General features: G+C 57.3%; 17 protein-coding genes. 8 read left to right on the top strand and 9 right to left on the bottom strand.

Features of this window, described 5'->3' with window-relative positions:
* Positions 1 to 338 (top strand): hypothetical protein (locus ACR0DU_RS10500; RefSeq protein ID WP_480874353.1); only part of this gene is annotated, 338 nt, incomplete at its 5' end.
* An 85-nt stretch (positions 339 to 423) separates the two neighbouring features.
* On the top strand, positions 424 to 1113 hold the full coding sequence (locus ACR0DU_RS10505) for a M48 family metallopeptidase (protein ID WP_170540452.1): 690 nt from the start codon (positions 424 to 426) through the stop codon (positions 1111 to 1113).
* A gap of 68 nt (positions 1114 to 1181) precedes the next feature.
* Here ACR0DU_RS10505 and ACR0DU_RS10510 read toward each other — a convergent pair whose 3' ends face one another.
* From ACR0DU_RS10510 to ACR0DU_RS10530, 5 genes are read right to left on the bottom strand one after another with little or no spacing between them, the layout of a single operon-like run.
* Positions 1182 to 1724, bottom strand: coding sequence for an RSP_2648 family PIN domain-containing protein (locus ACR0DU_RS10510; protein ID WP_480874356.1), 543 nt, complete (start codon positions 1722 to 1724; stop codon positions 1182 to 1184).
* Positions 1721 to 2923: an RSP_2647 family RNA methyltransferase gene (locus tag ACR0DU_RS10515; protein WP_319544772.1), complete on the bottom strand. Its 1203-nt coding sequence runs from the start codon at positions 2921 to 2923 to the stop codon at positions 1721 to 1723. Before ACR0DU_RS10515 ends, ACR0DU_RS10510 begins: the two co-directional genes overlap by 4 nt.
* A 41-nt stretch (positions 2924 to 2964) precedes the next feature.
* Positions 2965 to 3237: a hypothetical protein gene (locus ACR0DU_RS10520; protein ID WP_170779967.1), complete on the bottom strand. Its 273-nt coding sequence runs from the start codon at positions 3235 to 3237 to the stop codon at positions 2965 to 2967.
* Positions 3224 to 6016, bottom strand: coding sequence for a [protein-PII] uridylyltransferase family protein (locus ACR0DU_RS10525; RefSeq protein ID WP_480874360.1), 2793 nt, complete (start codon positions 6014 to 6016; stop codon positions 3224 to 3226). Before ACR0DU_RS10525 ends, ACR0DU_RS10520 begins: the two co-directional genes overlap by 14 nt.
* Complete coding sequence (locus tag ACR0DU_RS10530) at positions 6013 to 6402, bottom strand: DUF4440 domain-containing protein (protein WP_480874363.1); 390 nt, start codon at positions 6400 to 6402, stop codon at positions 6013 to 6015. The genes ACR0DU_RS10525 and ACR0DU_RS10530 overlap by 4 nt, the downstream gene beginning before the upstream one ends.
* 157 nt (positions 6403 to 6559) lie before the next feature.
* Between ACR0DU_RS10530 and ACR0DU_RS10535 the strand changes: the two genes are divergently transcribed.
* From ACR0DU_RS10535 to ACR0DU_RS10550, 4 genes are all read left to right on the top strand, one after another.
* Positions 6560 to 6985, top strand: coding sequence for a DUF2852 domain-containing protein (locus ACR0DU_RS10535; RefSeq protein ID WP_170779964.1), 426 nt, complete (start codon positions 6560 to 6562; stop codon positions 6983 to 6985).
* Between the two features lie 65 nt (positions 6986 to 7050).
* On the top strand, positions 7051 to 7482 hold the full coding sequence (locus ACR0DU_RS10540) for an RDD family protein (protein ID WP_480874366.1): 432 nt from the start codon (positions 7051 to 7053) through the stop codon (positions 7480 to 7482).
* 76 nt (positions 7483 to 7558) lie between these two features.
* Positions 7559 to 8383 carry an arginyltransferase gene (locus ACR0DU_RS10545; protein ID WP_170779962.1) on the top strand — a complete coding sequence of 275 codons (825 nt, stop codon included), beginning with the start codon at positions 7559 to 7561 and terminating at the stop codon, positions 8381 to 8383.
* A gap of 6 nt (positions 8384 to 8389) precedes the next feature.
* Positions 8390 to 8779, top strand: a complete 390-nt coding sequence (locus ACR0DU_RS10550) for a VOC family protein (protein ID WP_170540473.1) — start codon at positions 8390 to 8392, stop codon at positions 8777 to 8779.
* A gap of 70 nt (positions 8780 to 8849) precedes the next feature.
* Here ACR0DU_RS10550 and ACR0DU_RS10555 read toward each other — a convergent pair whose 3' ends face one another.
* From ACR0DU_RS10555 to ACR0DU_RS10565, 3 genes are all read right to left on the bottom strand, one after another.
* On the bottom strand, positions 8850 to 11204 hold the full coding sequence (locus ACR0DU_RS10555) for a TRAP transporter large permease subunit (RefSeq protein ID WP_170773268.1): 2355 nt from the start codon (positions 11202 to 11204) through the stop codon (positions 8850 to 8852).
* 17 nt (positions 11205 to 11221) lie between these two features.
* Entirely contained in the window at positions 11222 to 12148 is a 927-nt protein-coding gene (locus ACR0DU_RS10560; RefSeq protein WP_480874369.1) for a TRAP transporter small permease subunit, read from the bottom strand.
* A gap of 119 nt (positions 12149 to 12267) precedes the next feature.
* Entirely contained in the window at positions 12268 to 13350 is a 1083-nt protein-coding gene (locus tag ACR0DU_RS10565; RefSeq protein ID WP_170473331.1) for a TRAP transporter substrate-binding protein, read from the bottom strand.
* A gap of 246 nt (positions 13351 to 13596) precedes the next feature.
* On the opposite strand from ACR0DU_RS10565, the gene ACR0DU_RS10570 reads away from it, so the two are divergent.
* Together ACR0DU_RS10570 and ACR0DU_RS10575 are read left to right on the top strand one after the other, a co-directional pair.
* Positions 13597 to 15030: a cache domain-containing protein gene (locus ACR0DU_RS10570; protein WP_029622026.1), complete on the top strand. Its 1434-nt coding sequence runs from the start codon at positions 13597 to 13599 to the stop codon at positions 15028 to 15030.
* The gene (locus ACR0DU_RS10575) at positions 15030 to 15677 is read left to right on the top strand and encodes a response regulator transcription factor (RefSeq protein WP_010442161.1); all 648 of its coding nucleotides are present in this window, start codon (positions 15030 to 15032) and stop codon (positions 15675 to 15677) included. The genes ACR0DU_RS10570 and ACR0DU_RS10575 overlap by 1 nt, the downstream gene beginning before the upstream one ends.
* Before the next feature lie 83 nt (positions 15678 to 15760).
* On the opposite strand, the gene ACR0DU_RS10580 is transcribed toward ACR0DU_RS10575, so the two are convergent.
* Complete coding sequence (locus ACR0DU_RS10580; RefSeq protein ID WP_480455108.1) at positions 15761 to 16141, bottom strand: bleomycin resistance protein; 381 nt, start codon at positions 16139 to 16141, stop codon at positions 15761 to 15763.
* Positions 16142 to 16162 lie beyond the last annotated feature (21 nt).

The following is a 16162-nucleotide window of genomic DNA, read 5'->3' on the forward strand; positions in this document are numbered from 1 at the left end:
ACCTCTATGAGGCGCGCCGTGAACTGCGTGACCTGAACGAGAGCTATGATGGCCGCAGCAGCGAAGACATCGCTGATGACATCGCCGCGCTTGATCCTGCAGACCCGAATTACGAAGACGATCTCAGTGCGCTTGAAGTTGAACTGCGCGATGCTGAGGCCTATGAGGAGGCGCGTGACGATCTGCGCGCGGATGTGAGGGACCTGAGAATTGACACCTTGGTCGCAGAGAAAGAGGCCGAACATGCGTTTTTCGAAGCTTCAAAGGGCTCGGTTTTGACTAAGCAGTCGCTCTCCGAGTTCCACTCGAACCTTCAGTTGCCAACGCCAAGCCGGTAGCAATCGTCTACGCAACACCCTCCAATCGGGCCTGTATCTGGAATAGCGACTTGCCTCTACAGGGCGGGCCGCCCATATCTAACACATGCTCCGATTAACACCCATCTTGCTGGCCATCGCCTATGCCGTCGTCATGTATCGGATTTCTGTTTGGCGCACGCATCGCGAGCTTGATGCAAAATCGACTGAGTTGGCTGATCCCGCTCTCAAACGTATGACCGACCGATTGGCAGCAGCTTTGGAAATCGATCGTGTGCCGGTCTACATCTACGAAATCGATCCGGTGAACGGTCTGGCAGCACCTGATGGACGCATTTTCATTACGCGTGGATTCTATCGAAAGTTTCACAATGGCGAAGTTTCGGCAGAAGAAATGGCGAGCGTCATCGCGCACGAACTTGGGCATGTAGCACTGGGACACGCCCGGCGGCGCATGATCGATTTTTCCGGCCAGAATGCGCTGCGGGCGGCGTTGATGATGCTGTTGAACCGCTTTATTCCGTTCATCGGTGCGTGGATCGCGAATATGCTGACACATCTGTTGGCCTCGCGATTGTCGCGTGGCGACGAGTATGAGGCAGATGAGTATGCCGCGGCGCTTTTGACAAAAGCCGGAATTGGGATTGGGCCGCAGAAGTCATTGTTCCACAAGCTTGAAGATCTGACACAACAGCGTGCAGGCGTAGCACCAGCCTGGCTAATGAGCCACCCGAAGACGGATGAGCGGATTGCAGCGTTGGAGGTGTTGGAACAAAAGTGGGGCGTTGGTGGTTAGTTTGGGAGCGAGGGGCCAACCCCGCGCACGCCCCGGAGTATTTTAGGCCAGATGAAGAAGATCCCGCGTTAGTTGGAGAGCGCTTTGCCTAGTCTTGGCAGCCGTGCTTTCTTCATCAGTGCGCGTAATGTCCATTTATCGCCCGATAGGCGGTTGGCGACTGACAGAACGCTGGTAGCGATTTGCGACATGCCTTCTGGATCCGAAAGCCAGAAACCGTGCAGCAAACCATCGGGGTCGCGCCGATCAAGCCCTTCTTCGGCAAGGATGTTTTTTGGGAAGTCCTTGGCGTTGACGGTGACTATGGCATCCGACGAGCTTGTGACTGCTGTTGCCAGAACGTGGATATCTGCCGCATCCGGCAACCACAGACGTTGCTCTGCTCCGGGTGTGGCAGGATGCTCGGCAGCTGGCCAATTTGCCTGAACCAGTGCGATTTCGGCACGCGCCTGTACCTCGCCCTCCGGGCCGAGTTTGCGCGCCGCGCGGGCCCATTCTTCCAAGATGCGCGCGGACCAGACAGGTGTAAAATGGCCAAGCTTGGCGGCGCCCAGCAACATTTCTCGCATCACCGTTGGATAGATAACGCAGGTATCCAGAACCGCTTTCACAGCCGGTAGAACACAGCTTTGAGGTAACCGCTTTCGGCTAGTTGCGGCAGTTGCGGGTGGTCAGGGCCCGCAAATCCGGTATGGATCAGTTGGGCTCGTCTCCCTGCGCGTCCGATCCCGCGCGAAGACGCATCACGGAAGCGTCCCAAATCAGCGGCATGAGAACAGGAGCAGAGGCCAAGGTAACCGCCGGGCTTGACCAGCGGTGCTGCCAGACGTGCGATGCGCTCATACGCGCGCAAGCCTGCGTCCAGCGCCTGTTTCGAGGGGGCAAAGGCTGGAGGGTCGCAGATTACAACGTCGAATTCTGCACCCTCTTCCCCCAGCTTGGCCAGCACATCGAAGGCATCCCCTTGACGGGTCTGAAAACGGTCAGCAAACCCTGATACCTCAGCGCCCTTTGCCGCCAATTCCAGAGCCGCCGCCGATCCATCAACCGACACGGCGTGTGCCGCGCCGCTCGCCAGCATGGCCAAGCCGAACCCACCGACATGACTAAAAACATCCAGTACACGCGCACCGGGGTGAACCAGCTTGGCGGCAAACGCATGATTGGGGCGCTGGTCATAGAACAGGCCGGTTTTCTGCCCGCCGGTCAGGTCGGCCATATAGGATGCACCGTTCATAGGCACCGGCAGGGGTGCCTTGGGCGCAGTGCCGCGAAGGGTCAGGCTGAGATCGTCCAGCCCTTCCAAACCGCGCGTGCGGCCCGAGGCATTTTTCAACACAGTGGACACCCCGGTAACTTTGACCAGCGCATCCGTCAGCGCATCGAGATGCGCCTCGGCCCAGGCAGCGTTGGGCTGAATCACGCAGGCATCTCCGAAGCGGTCGATGATGACACCCGGAAACCCATCTGCCTCGGCATGGATCAGACGGTAGTATGGGGCATCAAACAAGTTTTCGCGCATCTCAAGCGCATGGCGAAGTCGCGTTTCGAACCAATCCGCGTTCAGCTGTGTCCCGATATCGCGATCCAGCACCCGGCACATGATCTTCGAGGCCGGGTTTACTGCGACCAGAGCGATGGGTACGCGTTTATCATCTTCGAGCACAGCCAATGCTCCGGCTTCGATTTTTCTAGTCCGGCGGTCGGTCACGATGTCATTGGCATAGACCCATGGAAACCCATGGCGAAGGCCACGCGCGTTGGCCTTGGGTTTCAAACGGATACGGGGGCGTTCGGATAAGTTTGTCATGGCGCCCTCATAGTCGCGAATACGCAGGGGCAAAAGCCCTGTTAGCGGTTGCGATTGCGCCAGCCGCCACGCCGCTTGGGCGCTTGGGCAGCTTGCAGCCCTTCGGCCAGTACCTGCGTCATAGGGTGGTCTTCTGCCTGAGCCGAGTAAATCGAATGCAGAGAGCTCACTGCCTGTTGCTGATCGCGGTCTACAGGCAGGCTCAGCGCCCAGTCCAGAAAGATGCTGCGGCATTCAGGCAAGGTGATGCCTTCAATCCGATAAGCTTCGCGGATCAGACCTTTATGGTCGTTCGGATCATCATTGCGTGCCATCTTCAATCTCCCCAACCACGCCGCTGATCAACTGGGCGGCCCTACTGTAACTGTCCTTCAAGGCAGATTGCAGCTGCTCGACCTGATCGAACCCGGTGGCCCGGCACAGGAAGGCTGTGCCTCCCTCGCCAATCTTATCGGCCTCAATCACTTTCCCCGACAGCAGCCGCGCTGCGCATTGCACCGACCAGCATAAGTCGTAACAGTCCCTGAGGGTTTGTGCCTGCGCGACATCCAGCAACGCGGCTGCGACCGCGCCGTCAAGACCCGAAGCTACGTCGCGCTGAGAAAGCCCCGCCATCAAAGCTCCGGTTTCAGCCAACAGTTCAATATCCATCATGCGGCCCGGTCCGTTCTTGGCGTCCCAAACTCCGGCGGGTGCTTTGGCGGCAGCAAGCCGGGCGCGCATTTCGGCAACCTCTTTCAGAACCATGTCCCTATCGCGTGGTTGCGACAGGAATTCAGCGCGAAAGGTCTCGATATCCTCCGCCAGCTCAGCATCGCCCGCAACAACATGGGCTCGGGTCAGCGCCAGGTGTTCCCACACCCAGGCTTCATTCTGCTGGTAGTTGGTGAAGCTGCCCCAACTGGTGGCTACTGGCCCCTGATTGCCCGAAGGTCGAAGGCGCATGTCGACCTCATAAAGACGCCCCTGCGACATCGGCGCGCTGAGCGCTGTTATCAGGGCTTGGGTAAACCGAGCGTAATATGTCCGCGTGGCCAGCGGGCGGGGGCCATCAGACATGTCCTGATCCTGTGGGTCGTAGATGACAATCATGTCCAGATCGGATTGCGAGTTGATGCGCCCTGCCCCAAGCGATCCCATGCCCAGAACCGCGGCGCCACGCCCCGGCGCAGGGCCGTGTTTCTTGGCAAACTGCTCGACAACGCAAGGCAGCACCGCCGCGATGACGGCCTGCGCAAGTTCAGCATATTGCCGCCCGGCCTGCGCCCCGTTGATCAATCCGCGCAGATGATGCACGCCGATGCGAAAGTGCCATTCCTTGCACCAACGACGCGCAAAATCCAGCTGCGTTTCATAGTCGTCTTCTTCTGTCAGGGCCTGTGTAAGCTCGACCCGCAACGTAGTCAGCCCTGGCCAATCGCTGAAGAAACTTCCGCCTATCACCGCGTCAAAAACAGAGGCATTGCGCGAAAGATGGGTGGCAAGAGCGTGAGATGTACCGACGATATCGACCAGCAGATCGATCAGTTGCGGATTCGCCTCAAACAGTGAAAACAGCTGTACCCCAGCTGGCAGTCCAGACAGAAACCCGTCCAACGCAAGCAACGCTTCTTCGGGTTTCGCGGTCTTTGCCAGTCGCGATAGAAGCTCGGGCCTTAGCCGCTCGAATATCCGAGCCCCCCGCTGAGACCGAAGCGCCGGATAGGTGGGCCAGCGGGCCAGAACACCCTTGTCGAATTCGACCTCTTGTAACGGCGCAGGCTGCGCGCCCGGTCCGGGGGCAAAGAACCCTTCAGTCAATTCGTGCACTTCGGTCAGGCGGCGGGTCAGCTCGGCGGTCAGTTCGTCACTACTGATGCCCATCAGGCAGGCAACCCGTTCGATCCCATCGACTGAATTCGGAACCTTGTGGGTTTGCGAATCATGTACCATCTGGATTCGATGCTCGACCTCGCGATGGGCGCGGTAATGATCCGTCAGTTTTTCGGTGACATCCTCGGGCACCCATCCCTTCGTGGCCAGCGCTGCCAAACCAGGCACGGTTCCCCGGACCCGCAGGTCAGGATCGCGGCCTCCTGCGATCAGTTGGCGGGTCTGAGTAAAGAACTCAATCTCGCGTATACCGCCCTGCCCCAGCTTCATATCATGACCTGGAATCGAGAGGCTGCCACCAGTCCCCTTATTCTCGCGGATGCGCAGACGCATGTCATGAGCGTCTTGAATCGCGGCAAAATCCAAGTGCCGGCGCCAGACGAACGGACGCAACGCATCCAAAAATCTCTGCCCCGCCGCGATATCCCCGGCACAAGGTCGCGCCTTGATATAGGCCGCTCGCTCCCACGTGCGTCCAAGGCTTTCGTAGTACCGCTCAGCCGCTTCCATCGCCAGACACACTGGCGTGACTGCCGGATCAGGGCGCAGGCGCAGATCAGTGCGGAATACATAACCATCCGCCGTTTTGTCGCTGAGCGTCGCACAAAAGTTACGCGTGGCGCGCACCATTCCCTGCCGGGCATCGTAGAAATCATCAGGGTCGAAACGTGTTTCATCGAACATCACGATCAGGTCGATATCCGAGCTATAGTTCAGCTCGTGCGCACCCATCTTGCCCATCGCCAGAATGACCATACCGGCAGCGGTTTCGACATCGTCTTCAGTCATGCCCGGCAGCTTTCCACGCCGGATCAGTGCGGCAATCTCGGCCTTCGCTGCTACATCGGCGGCCAGCGCTCCGAAATCGGTCAGTGCAGCAGTCACCTTTTCCAACGGCCACGCACCCGCCAGATCTGCGATGGCCGTCAACAAAGCCATGCGTCGTTTTGCCTGCCGTAGACCGGGTTTCAATTGATCCAATGGCAGCTTCCGAGCCGCCTCCATCACATCCGCCAATGCCTGGTCTGGTTGCTGCAGCGCTTGCGGCAGCCAATCCCGTTCTTGGTCGATCAATCCCTTAAGATAAGGGCTGGAGCCAGCAGTTCCTGCGATCAGCTCACCCTGTTCGGCCGTCAGATCGGGCAGTGCAGCACGTGTTTCCTGCCCTAGTTCGGCATGAAATGCACGCGGTAGACGGTTTATGGCGAGAGCGTCACTCATGCTTTATCCAAAGGGGTGTCCTGGCTGAAGCTGTTGACCCAAACGTCATGCCGCCGCTCCCACAGTGACGAGATCAGCATCGCTTCCCACTCTTCTCTGTCTGGTCGCCGATAATCAGCGCGGTACGAGAACAAAACTATGTCCGCCGACAAAACACGCAGTCTGGTGTCGCTGAGTTCATACTGTGCCATCGTCGGCGCATCCGCGAACTGGCCCACGTGATCATCTCGATTTGCAAACCCGGATGGGTAAACGCCCAGGAAATCTGAGCTCAGCAAGGCACGGTCCGCCTCGGCGTTCCCTTCAACAAGTGCAGTCCACACTTGTTTTTCCAACGATAGAATCTGATCAAGTGATGGGGCGGGTTTATTTTCAATATCTTGCATGAGCTGAAATTGCGCCCGATCCGCGACCGCGTCAACCAATCAGGAGCGGTGATCCATAAAATGTAAATCTTTTTCACATACACCCCTTGCATTGCCGATCGGCCCCTCCCATCTAGGAAATGTGAAAAGTATTTACATCCTAACTGGAGAGAGCAAAATGAGCGCATTGTCCGACCACGCCGTTCCCCAAAACCCGGGGTGGCTGCACCGAAGCGAAGCCTGGCTTGACAGCAAAGGCAAAGGCGCCTGGATCGCCGCAATGGTCCTTGGCTTTATCTTCTTCTGGCCCATCGGCCTTGCCTTCCTTGCCTATATGATCTGGAGCAAACGCATGTTCAGCAAATCCTGCAGCCGCCGTTCTTCCTGGAACAGCCACATGAGCGCCATGAAACCTTCGGGCAACAGCGCATTTGACGCGTATAAGGCTGACACGCTGGCGCGGCTCGAACGTGAACAGAAGGACTTTGAGGCCTTCCTGCACCGCCTGCGCGAAGCCAAGGATAAGGCCGAATTCGACGAGTTCATGGACGAACGCGCCCGCGACAATCGCGACGACGCAGACGATGAAAATAAACCCGTCTGATCTGAACTTGCCCTGTCCCGCCTGTCGGGACAGGGTGTTTCTGACAAACTTCCGGACCGTACTCTATGACTCACCTGCCTGATCCCGACAGCCAACCCGAATTTTATCAATCCGTGGCGACCAAACGCTTCTTTGCCTGGCTGTTCGACATCGCCTTCATCTCACTGCTGTGTACAGTTGCAATTCTGCTGACCTTTGGCATGGGTTTTTTCATCCTGACCCTGATCTATGCCGTGGTTAGCTTCGTCTACCGCGTGGTCACTATCGCGAATGGCTCGGCCACGTTGGGTATGCGTTTCATGGGGATCGAATTGCGCGATGCGTTTGGTGCTCGGATGGATACAGGCAAAGCCATCGCACACACGGCAGGCTATTTCGTTAGCATAGCGTTTCCGGTACTGCAGATCATCTCGGTTATCATGATGATGACCAGCGCCCGGTGTCAGGGCCTTACCGATGCCTTCCTTGGCACCGTGATGATCAATCAACGCGCCTGACTAAACACCTGAGTGAAACACTTGGCGGCACCAAAAACCGTTGTTATCATCGGTCCCGAGGAAATGCGGGACCTTCATGCGACACACGCTGCCAATCGCGCCACAATTCTATGTGACGGCACCCCAACCCTGCCCTTATCTTGAGGGTAGAATGGAGCGCAAACTGTTCACCGCCCTTCAGGGAGAAGGCGCGGACCAGCTGAATAATTGCTTGTCGCAACAAGGATTTCGCCGTTCGCAGAATGTGCTTTATCGTCCGTCCTGCACCGATTGCGCCGCCTGCCTGTCAGCGCGCATCGATGTTTCAAGCTTTCGCCCCAGCAAAAGCCAGAAACGGACCTATCGGCGCAATTCCTACCTGAATCGGCGTGCCACATCGCCGTGGGCCACTGATGAGCAATTCGACCTGTTCCGGCGCTATCTCGATGCTCGCCATGCTGATGGCGGTATGGCCGATATGGATGTGTTTGAATTTGCCGCGATGATCGAGGAAACCCCGATCCGCAGCCGCGTAGTGGAATATGCCGATCCCGATACAGACGAATTGATCGCAGTCAGCCTGACCGATGTGCTGGATGACGGGTTGAGCATGGTCTACTCGTTCTACGATCCACAGTTTCAGCAACACTCGCTGGGTACGTATATGATCCTCGACCATATTGAGATCGCGCGCGAGGCCGGATTGCCTTACATCTATCTGGGATATTGGGTCCCCGGCAGTCCGAAGATGGACTATAAAGCCAAATTTTCGGGGCTTCAGGCCTATATTCGAGGCGAATGGAAGCAGATTGAAGACCCGGAACAATACGCCCAGACAGCGCACCACCCTCTGTCATCGGCCCCCATTGCCGAGCAGGTGGCCAATATCCAACTGCCTGACAGACATCCGACGAAAGGCTAACCTGCAATGAGGCAGAGCCTTCACGCGGTCACTCTTGTAGTGCCGGATTACGATGATGCGATTGCGTTCTACACCAATGTGCTGAGCTTCTCGCTGCTCCAGGATATTGATCTGGGTGGTGGCAAACGCTGGGTGCGCGTCGCGCCTCCGGGATCATCTGGGGGTACGCTTTTGCTTGCCAAAGCTGCAAATGGCGTTCAGCGCTCGTGCATCGGGAACCAGACAGGGGGCCGTGTCGGCTTCTTCCTTGAAACAGATGATTTCAATCGGGACTACGAAAACATGCGCGTCAACGGCGTTCATTTTGAAGAACCGCCTCGCTACGAACCCTACGGTACCGTAGCGGTCTGGCGTGACCCCTTCGGCAATCGCTGGGACCTGATCCAGTTCACCTGATCCCCTTCACAGTTGCATAAAGCAAAGGGGGCATCGAAGCCCCCTTTCCCTTGGACATAAATCGCCTCAATCAGCTTGGTATCAGATCGGGCACAATGGTGACGATCGAGGGGAAGAACCACAAGATCGCGATACCCACCACCTGAATGATCACAAACGGTATGATGCCACGATAGATGTGGCCGGTTGTGACCTCTTTGGGCGCAACCCCGCGTAGATAGAACAGCGCAAATCCGAACGGTGGCGTCAGGAACGAGGTCTGCAGATTCACCGCCACCATGATCGTCACCCATTTCGGGTCGAACGACCCGCCGTAGATCACCGGCCCAACGATCGGGATCACGATGTAGATGATCTCGAGGAAATCCAGCACAAAGCCCAGGAAGAACAACACAAGCATCACGATCAGGAAGACCGTGAATTCGTTGTCGAAGCTCTTGAGGAACTGCTGGATATAATGCTCCCCTCCGAACGAGATCACCACTAGGTTCAGCAGTTGCGATCCGATCAGGATGGTAAAGACCATCGAGGTCACCTTGGCCGTCTCGCGCACTACAGGTGTCAGAACCCCGCTCGAGAACAGCACCCAACATGCGAACAACAGCCCGAACAGCGCGTAAAGATAAGCGGAATAGGCAATGATGAAGGCAATCCAGCTTTCGACCGTGACACCGCCCTGATTGATACGCAGATCAAAGTTCACGCCCATCAGCAGCGCAATGATCACTGCAAAGGTCGACCATATGATCACCTTGCCCGATCTACCCTGATCCTGCAGCTTGCGATAGGCCGCCAACATTATAGCCCCACCCGCCCCCAGTGCCGCTGCGGGCGTGGGGTTGGTAACACCACCAAGGATCGATCCCAGCACCGCGATGATCAGGACCAGCGGCGGGAACACCACCCTGATCAGATCATTAGTGGCGCATCGTGCGGCCGCCTCTTTGCAGCCGTACATGGCAAACGCGAAGGGTATCGCCAGCAACAGGAACGTCGCCCCGGACGACGTTGTCGGTGCAATCAGCAGCACATCGACCAGCAGCATCAGCAACAAGCCGATAGCCCCGACGATCAGAGGTTGCGGCGACCGCGATGGAGCAATCCCGCGTCCCAGTACCAACGTGAGCCCCAGCAGAACCACAATAACGGCGACACCGTTTCCTATCGGTGCAGCGGCAGCGATCTTGGCCTCTTGTGCAGCCGCAAGTTCCTCTTCGCTCAGACGTTGGGATTCGGCTGCACCTCCTGCCTCATCGATCGCTTCCTGCTCGGCCACCGCCTGATCCCAGGCGGATTGACCATGCAGTTCGATCATCGAAGCCTGACACTCTTCCGAGACGTTTGTGCGCAGTGATGCGCCCTGCCCGATATCCGAGAATGCCGAGACTGAGACATTCTGGCTTCCGATCACGCCCGCACTGCCCAGCAATACAGCGCCAACGATCAGAGCAACCGGAGCACCCAGCAGCCAAGTCAGACCTTCCGAGCGCGTGATGGTTTCACCCGAACCGCCCGACAGCTCAACCGCAGGGGCCTTTTCCGGGTTCAACAGTGCATAACCAAAGGCATAGAGCGCATATAGCAGCGCCAGCATGATCCCCGGCAGCAGCGCCGCCTGGAACAAGGTGCCCACCGAAACAACCGCGGGTTCACCCAGATAGGTCAGCGCGTCGGTACACCCGGCCTCAACCGCGCGCGTTTCCTGCGCGGTCGAATAGAGGTCACCAGCCAGCGTTCCAAGAAGAACGATCACGATGGACGGTGGAATGATCTGCCCCAACGTACCCGAGGCCGCGATCACACCCGTCGCCAGTTCCGGCGAATAGTTGTTCCGCAGCATGGTGGGCAGAGCCAACAAGCCCATGGTGACCACAGTCGCGCCCACGATACCGGTCGAAGCCGCAAGGAATGCACCCACGACCACAATCGAGACCGCAAGGCCACCGGGCAAGGGTCCGAAGACGCGCGCCATCGTGGTCAGCAGGTCATTCGCGATCTTCGACCGCTCCAGCGTGATTCCCATCAGAACAAACATCAGCACTGCCAGCAGGGTTTCAATCGATTGCCCGGCCAGAACACGCTCGTTCATACGGTTCACGATGAAAGAGACGTTCCGGTCCAGCGCGGTTTCCCAGCCTTGTACAAAGACCGGCTCGGCGATCCTTGGCAAATCCGGGTATCGGAACACGGATATCACATCAGGTTTGACGCCCGAATTCACCACGTCGCGATAGGCTTGCGAACCGGTGTCGATCGCTTGGTGGATCAACAGCCCTGCGCTGTCCAATGCGGCGATGATCCCGAAGGAAATCACCCCGGCCCCGCCGATGGCAAAGGCCACCGGGAAACCCGAAAGGATGCCCCCGAAGAGGCAGAAGAATACGATAATGAGGCCTATCTCGACGCCATCAAGTCCGAATAGCATTGTCTGGTTCTCCGTCCCTAATGCGCGCCTTCGTAGGCTTCTTCACCCTCGCCAAGGCTGTCCTTGTCGAGGTATTTTCCTTCACTTTCCGGCCCTTCCACGTATTCCAGATACGAGCGATACAGGAACGCAATCGCGTGCAGGAACACCATGGCGGCAAAGGCCACCAGCAGGATTTTGAACAGGAAGTAGGCGTTAAACCCGTTCGGGCTGAACCCGATGGTTTCCACATTCCAGCGCAGCGCGCGGGACTTGGCCAGCAGCCGGTCCAGCGTATCACTGGCCGAGGGTTTCGGCACGATCAGGTGCCGCCACATGAAGTACCAGCCATACATCCATGTAAGCACGGCCATGGGCATCATGAACAAGACCGCTCCGCACATATCAACGACGCGTTTAGCCTTGTGGCTGATGCCCGCATAGATCAGGTCAACGCGGACGTGACCACCTTGCACGAACGTATAAGTGCAGCAGAGGCAGACAACCATCGCGTTATAAAGTTTAAGTTCTTCGGCGAACCAACTGATATCCATCTGAAAAGGGATACCCAAACCAAAGGACATATCTGGCCGCGTGAACACCCGCTGCATGAATACGATCACGATCTGCTGGATCACCATCAGCAGTCCCGCCCAGGCAAAGAAACGGCCCGTGGTGTTGGCAAAACCCTCGAGCCCGCGCACCATCCCCCACATAAAGTTCCGGTAGTAGAGCCCTATGGCCGTCAGCACCAGAAACAGCGCGAAGATCACGAAGAAGAACTCGACAGACCCGCCGTAATAGACAAAGCGCATGATCGCTTCTTTGTCCGACCAGTTCAGCCAGAGCTGCGGATGCGTGATGGCGAATCCGAAATTATAGAAGGCTTCGGCAATGTTCTGAATGAACCATATCAGTCCATTCCACAGGGCGCCGAAGAACGAGATACCGTTTTCGTCCTGCATGTTGTCCCCAGGTCGTATCGGTTGCACGTTTGATTATTGCGGCGTGTCCGAACCGCTTATGTGCAACGGGAAAGGCTCCCCCGCCTTTACGGGGGAACCGATTGCATTGAGCGGTTTACTTAGCCGCGAACGCGGTCGCGTTGTGCGGTGTAAACACCCGACGATAGGTTGTTCCATGCCGAGGACTCAGCCATCGACGCCATGGCGCTGTCGTGGATGCGCTTGAACAGCTCGTCACCCATGTTCTCGTCCAGAACTTCCTGGCTGGCTGCACCAAATGCGTCCCAAACACTGTCAGGGAATTCCATGACCTTGACGCCACCGGCTTGCAGGCGCGCCAGCGCGGCACCGTTGTTGGCCAGGAATTGTGCCAGGTTCCACTGGTGGCATTCGGCTGCTGCGATCTCGATGATCTTCTGCTGCGCGGCGGACAGGCTGTCATAAACCTCGCGGTTAGTGGCCAACGACAGACCCGCACCCGGCTCATGGAAGCCCGCAGTGTAGTAGGTCTTGGTGATTTCCTGGAAGCCCGCTTTTTCGTCAGCCCAGGGGCCGATCCACTCGGTTCCGTCAATCGCACCGGACGACAGCGCCTGATACACCTCTGAGCCTGGAATGTTTTGAACGGATGCGCCTAGTTTACCCAGTGCCTTACCACCCAGACCCGGCATACGGAACTTCAAGCCGTTAAAGTCTTCGGGGCTGTTGATCTCTTTCGAGTACCAGCCACCCGCCTGCGCGCCAGTATTACCGGCCAAGAAGGATTTCAGGCCGAAGATTTCGCCTAGCTCATCATGCAGCTCCATGCCGCCGGCATGGTAGTACCAGTTCACCAGTTCCTGCGCGGTCATGCCGAACGGAACAGCGGTGAAGAAGGCATAGCCCGGGTGCTGACCCACAAAGTAGTAGTCTGCCGCGTGGTACATATCAGCCTGACCGGACGATACCGCGTCAAATACTTCGAAAGCACCAACCAGTTCACCGGCTGCTTTGATTTCAACGTTCAGGTCGCCATCCGACATGGTGGTGATGCTGTCGGCGCAGCGCTGTGCGCTGTCAAACACACCCGCAAGGCCACGGCCCCACGAGGTTACCATGGTCAGCGTGCGCTTGCCCTGCGCATAGGCGGGCGCTGCCAGCGTGGTGGCTGCAGCGGCCGAGCCGCCCAGTGCTGATGTTTTTAGAAACTTACGACGATCCATATGAGTGATCCTCCCCTTCATATTCATTCCCCGGGTGATGCCGGGTCGATCGTTTCCAGTGCGCGTTAGCCTAGTTCCGCACACATGAATGTGAATACCTACTACTACGTAGCCAGTCAGATTTTTTTGGATTTGAGGGCGCAATTCGGGCTGATTTCGCGTGCCCAGCGCTAAATCGCGTTGCCTGAGGTCACTGATCAACCAATCTTTTTGCAATTTCGCTGCGGCTTGCGTATCGATTCGATCATGAGAGGTTTCCGGAATCTCATCTCGCTGACCTACGCGCAGAAATTGTCGCTGGTCGCTGCCATCCCATTGATCGCGGCGGTGGCTGCGATCGCCTTGGTGGTCGCATATGAATCCCGCGCAACCGCTGAAAGTGAGATCCAAGCGCTTGAACGCCGCCTGATCGAAGCCAAAAAGGACGAACTGCGCAACTACGTCACACAAGCGCGCAACGGGTTTGCCTATATCTACGGCCGCGCCTCGCCCGATGACGAGGTGGCAAAGAACCTGGTCACGCAAATTCTGTCGGCGATGATCTACGGCAAAGACGGGTTCTTCTTCGTCTACGATTATGACGGCAACAATCTGGTCAGCCCGCGCCAGACCGAGTTTATCAACCGCAACTGGGTTGGCCTAACGGATAGTGATGGCACGCCCATTGTGGATGAGTTCATAAGCCTCGCCCGCCAAGGCGCAGGATGGCACAGCTTTATGTGGCAAAAACCTTCAACCGGGGAAGAGGCGCAGATGATCGCCTATGTGGTTGGCTTGCAGGATTGGCGCTGGGTTGTAGGCACCGGCGTTTTCATCGACGATATCGTCGCCACCGTGGCCAACGCCCGCGCCGAGGTCGAGGCGCGCGTGCAGCGCACATTCCTTTATATCGGAGGTATCGTTCTTGCAGCCGTACTGATCGTCTTTGCATCCGGAATGTTGCTGAATTTTCGCGAACGCAGGCTGGCTGACGCCAAACTCAAAGAACTGACCCAGCGCGTGCTTGATACCCAAGAGGAAGAGCGCGGGCGCGTTGCCCGTGAATTGCACGATGGCATCAGCCAAATACTGGTCGGCGTCCGTTATGCGCTGGACAATGCCCGTCGACGGTTGGGCCGCGGAGACGACGCAGCCGCGCAAGCTCCGCTGCAAACAGGTATCGATAATCTGGCCACCGCCATCACCGAGGTCCGCCGTATTAGCCGCGATCTGCGCCCCGGCGTTCTGGACGATCTGGGTCTTGGGCCTGCCCTAAAAGCGCTAACAGACGACTTCAGCGAACGCACCGGGATCGAGACCGAGTTTTCGACAGTCGTGTTCCGTAACCGGCTGGATCAGGACAGCAAGATCGCCCTTTATAGGATTGCACAGGAAGCCCTGACCAATATCGAGCGCCACTCAGGCGCGACCCGTGTTACCATAGATCTGCGGGGTCATAAGAAAGGCGCCACGATGCGGATCACCGACAATGGCCGCGGATTGCGTAGCGAACCCGGTCAAGTCAGCGCCGGGATCGGATTGCGCAACATGCAAGAGCGGATTGAGCAGCTTGACGGCAGCCTGCGTATCCTCTCCTCTCGCGGCGGACAAAGCGGCACTGTGATTGAAGTCAGCCTGCCACTCAGCCATATGCTGCCACCGCAGGAAGATCCAACGCCAAAACGAAAGGCCGGTCTCTGATGTCCGACACGACCACCCGTGTACTTATTGTCGACGATCATCCCATGGTCGCCGAAGGCATTCAGTCACTACTGGAAAGCTTTGATGAAATAGACGTGGTTGGCACGCTCTCAAACGGGCAAGAGGCGGTTGATCAGGCGACCCAGCTCGAACCAGACGTGATCCTGATGGATCTCAACATGCCCGGTCTCAGCGGGCTCAACGCCACTGAGATTATCTTGGAACGCCTGCCTGAAACCCGCATTCTGATCCTATCAATGCACGACAGTCCCGAATATATCTCGACGGCGCTCAGTCACGGAGCCAAGGGCTACATCCTCAAGGACGTTCCGACCGAAGAAATCAAGCAAGCTATCGACGCGGTGATGCGTGGCGAGCGCTATCTCTGCACCGGCGCCAGAGGTTCTTTGGAACCGAAAGAAGGTGACACGCGTGAAGCGCTAACCGGGCGCGAACAGACCATCTTGCTGGAACTCGCGCAGGGCAAATCCAACAAAGAAGTCGCACAGTCTCTGGATATTTCTGTCCGCACGGTCGAAACCCACCGTAAGAATATCAAACGTAAACTGGGGATCTCTTCGACTGCCGGTTTGACCCGCTATGCGCTGGAACACGGCGTTCTGCAGGGCACCAGCCCCGGGCTCTGACCACAGCGCGATACGCGCTGCCCGGCCCAACCGGAAAAGGCGCGCCGAATGGCGCGTTGATTACGGGCGGGAGCCATGCCCAGTTACCTGGGGCGAATGTCCTGACCAAAGAAGATCAGCGTTCCATCTTCGTCGATCACATGAAATTCGCGCTGCTGATAGCGCTGATCGAAAGGCGGGCGCACGCGGCCTTCTGGCAAATCGGCCAACTGCCCTTTCATCTCTTCATAAAGCTCATCAATTCCGTCGACATCAATATAGAAGGATTGGTTATCACCCAATGGTTTACCATCCGATCGCGGCGGGCATTCCAATAAACGAATGGCAACTTGATCCAACCTTAGAAACGCATAGTTCTCCTGCCTGAAATTGCAGGTAAATCCCAGCTTCTTGCAATAAAACTCAATCTGCGTGTCCAAAGACGAACAAAGAACAAATGGTGTGAGTTGCAGTATTTGCGACATTAATGGTTTCTCCGCAGATAA

The sequence above is a fragment of the Ruegeria sp. G2 genome (genome assembly GCF_056533505.1).

Excerpts from the sequence above, each read along its gene's own strand:
- ACR0DU_RS10505 (WP_170540452.1), top strand. The coding sequence starts at position 424 with ATGCTCCGATTAACACCCATCTTGCTGGCCATCGCCTATGCCGTCGTC.
- ACR0DU_RS10515 (WP_319544772.1), bottom strand. The coding sequence starts at position 2,923 with ATGACAAACTTATCCGAACGCCCCCGTATCCGTTTGAAACCCAAGGCC.
- ACR0DU_RS10520 (WP_170779967.1), bottom strand. The coding sequence starts at position 3,237 with ATGGCACGCAATGATGATCCGAACGACCATAAAGGTCTGATCCGCGAA.
- ACR0DU_RS10525 (WP_480874360.1), bottom strand. The coding sequence starts at position 6,016 with ATGAGTGACGCTCTCGCCATAAACCGTCTACCGCGTGCATTTCATGCC.
- ACR0DU_RS10530 (WP_480874363.1), bottom strand. The coding sequence starts at position 6,402 with ATGCAAGATATTGAAAATAAACCCGCCCCATCACTTGATCAGATTCTA.
- ACR0DU_RS10535 (WP_170779964.1), top strand. The coding sequence starts at position 6,560 with ATGAGCGCATTGTCCGACCACGCCGTTCCCCAAAACCCGGGGTGGCTG.
- ACR0DU_RS10540 (WP_480874366.1), top strand. The coding sequence starts at position 7,051 with ATGACTCACCTGCCTGATCCCGACAGCCAACCCGAATTTTATCAATCC.
- ACR0DU_RS10545 (WP_170779962.1), top strand. The coding sequence starts at position 7,559 with ATGCGACACACGCTGCCAATCGCGCCACAATTCTATGTGACGGCACCC.
- ACR0DU_RS10550 (WP_170540473.1), top strand. The coding sequence starts at position 8,390 with ATGAGGCAGAGCCTTCACGCGGTCACTCTTGTAGTGCCGGATTACGAT.
- ACR0DU_RS10555 (WP_170773268.1), bottom strand. The coding sequence starts at position 11,204 with ATGCTATTCGGACTTGATGGCGTCGAGATAGGCCTCATTATCGTATTC.
- ACR0DU_RS10560 (WP_480874369.1), bottom strand. The coding sequence starts at position 12,148 with ATGCAGGACGAAAACGGTATCTCGTTCTTCGGCGCCCTGTGGAATGGA.
- ACR0DU_RS10565 (WP_170473331.1), bottom strand. The coding sequence starts at position 13,350 with ATGGATCGTCGTAAGTTTCTAAAAACATCAGCACTGGGCGGCTCGGCC.
- ACR0DU_RS10570 (WP_029622026.1), top strand. The coding sequence starts at position 13,597 with ATGAGAGGTTTCCGGAATCTCATCTCGCTGACCTACGCGCAGAAATTG.
- ACR0DU_RS10575 (WP_010442161.1), top strand. The coding sequence starts at position 15,030 with ATGTCCGACACGACCACCCGTGTACTTATTGTCGACGATCATCCCATG.
- ACR0DU_RS10580 (WP_480455108.1), bottom strand. The coding sequence starts at position 16,141 with ATGTCGCAAATACTGCAACTCACACCATTTGTTCTTTGTTCGTCTTTG.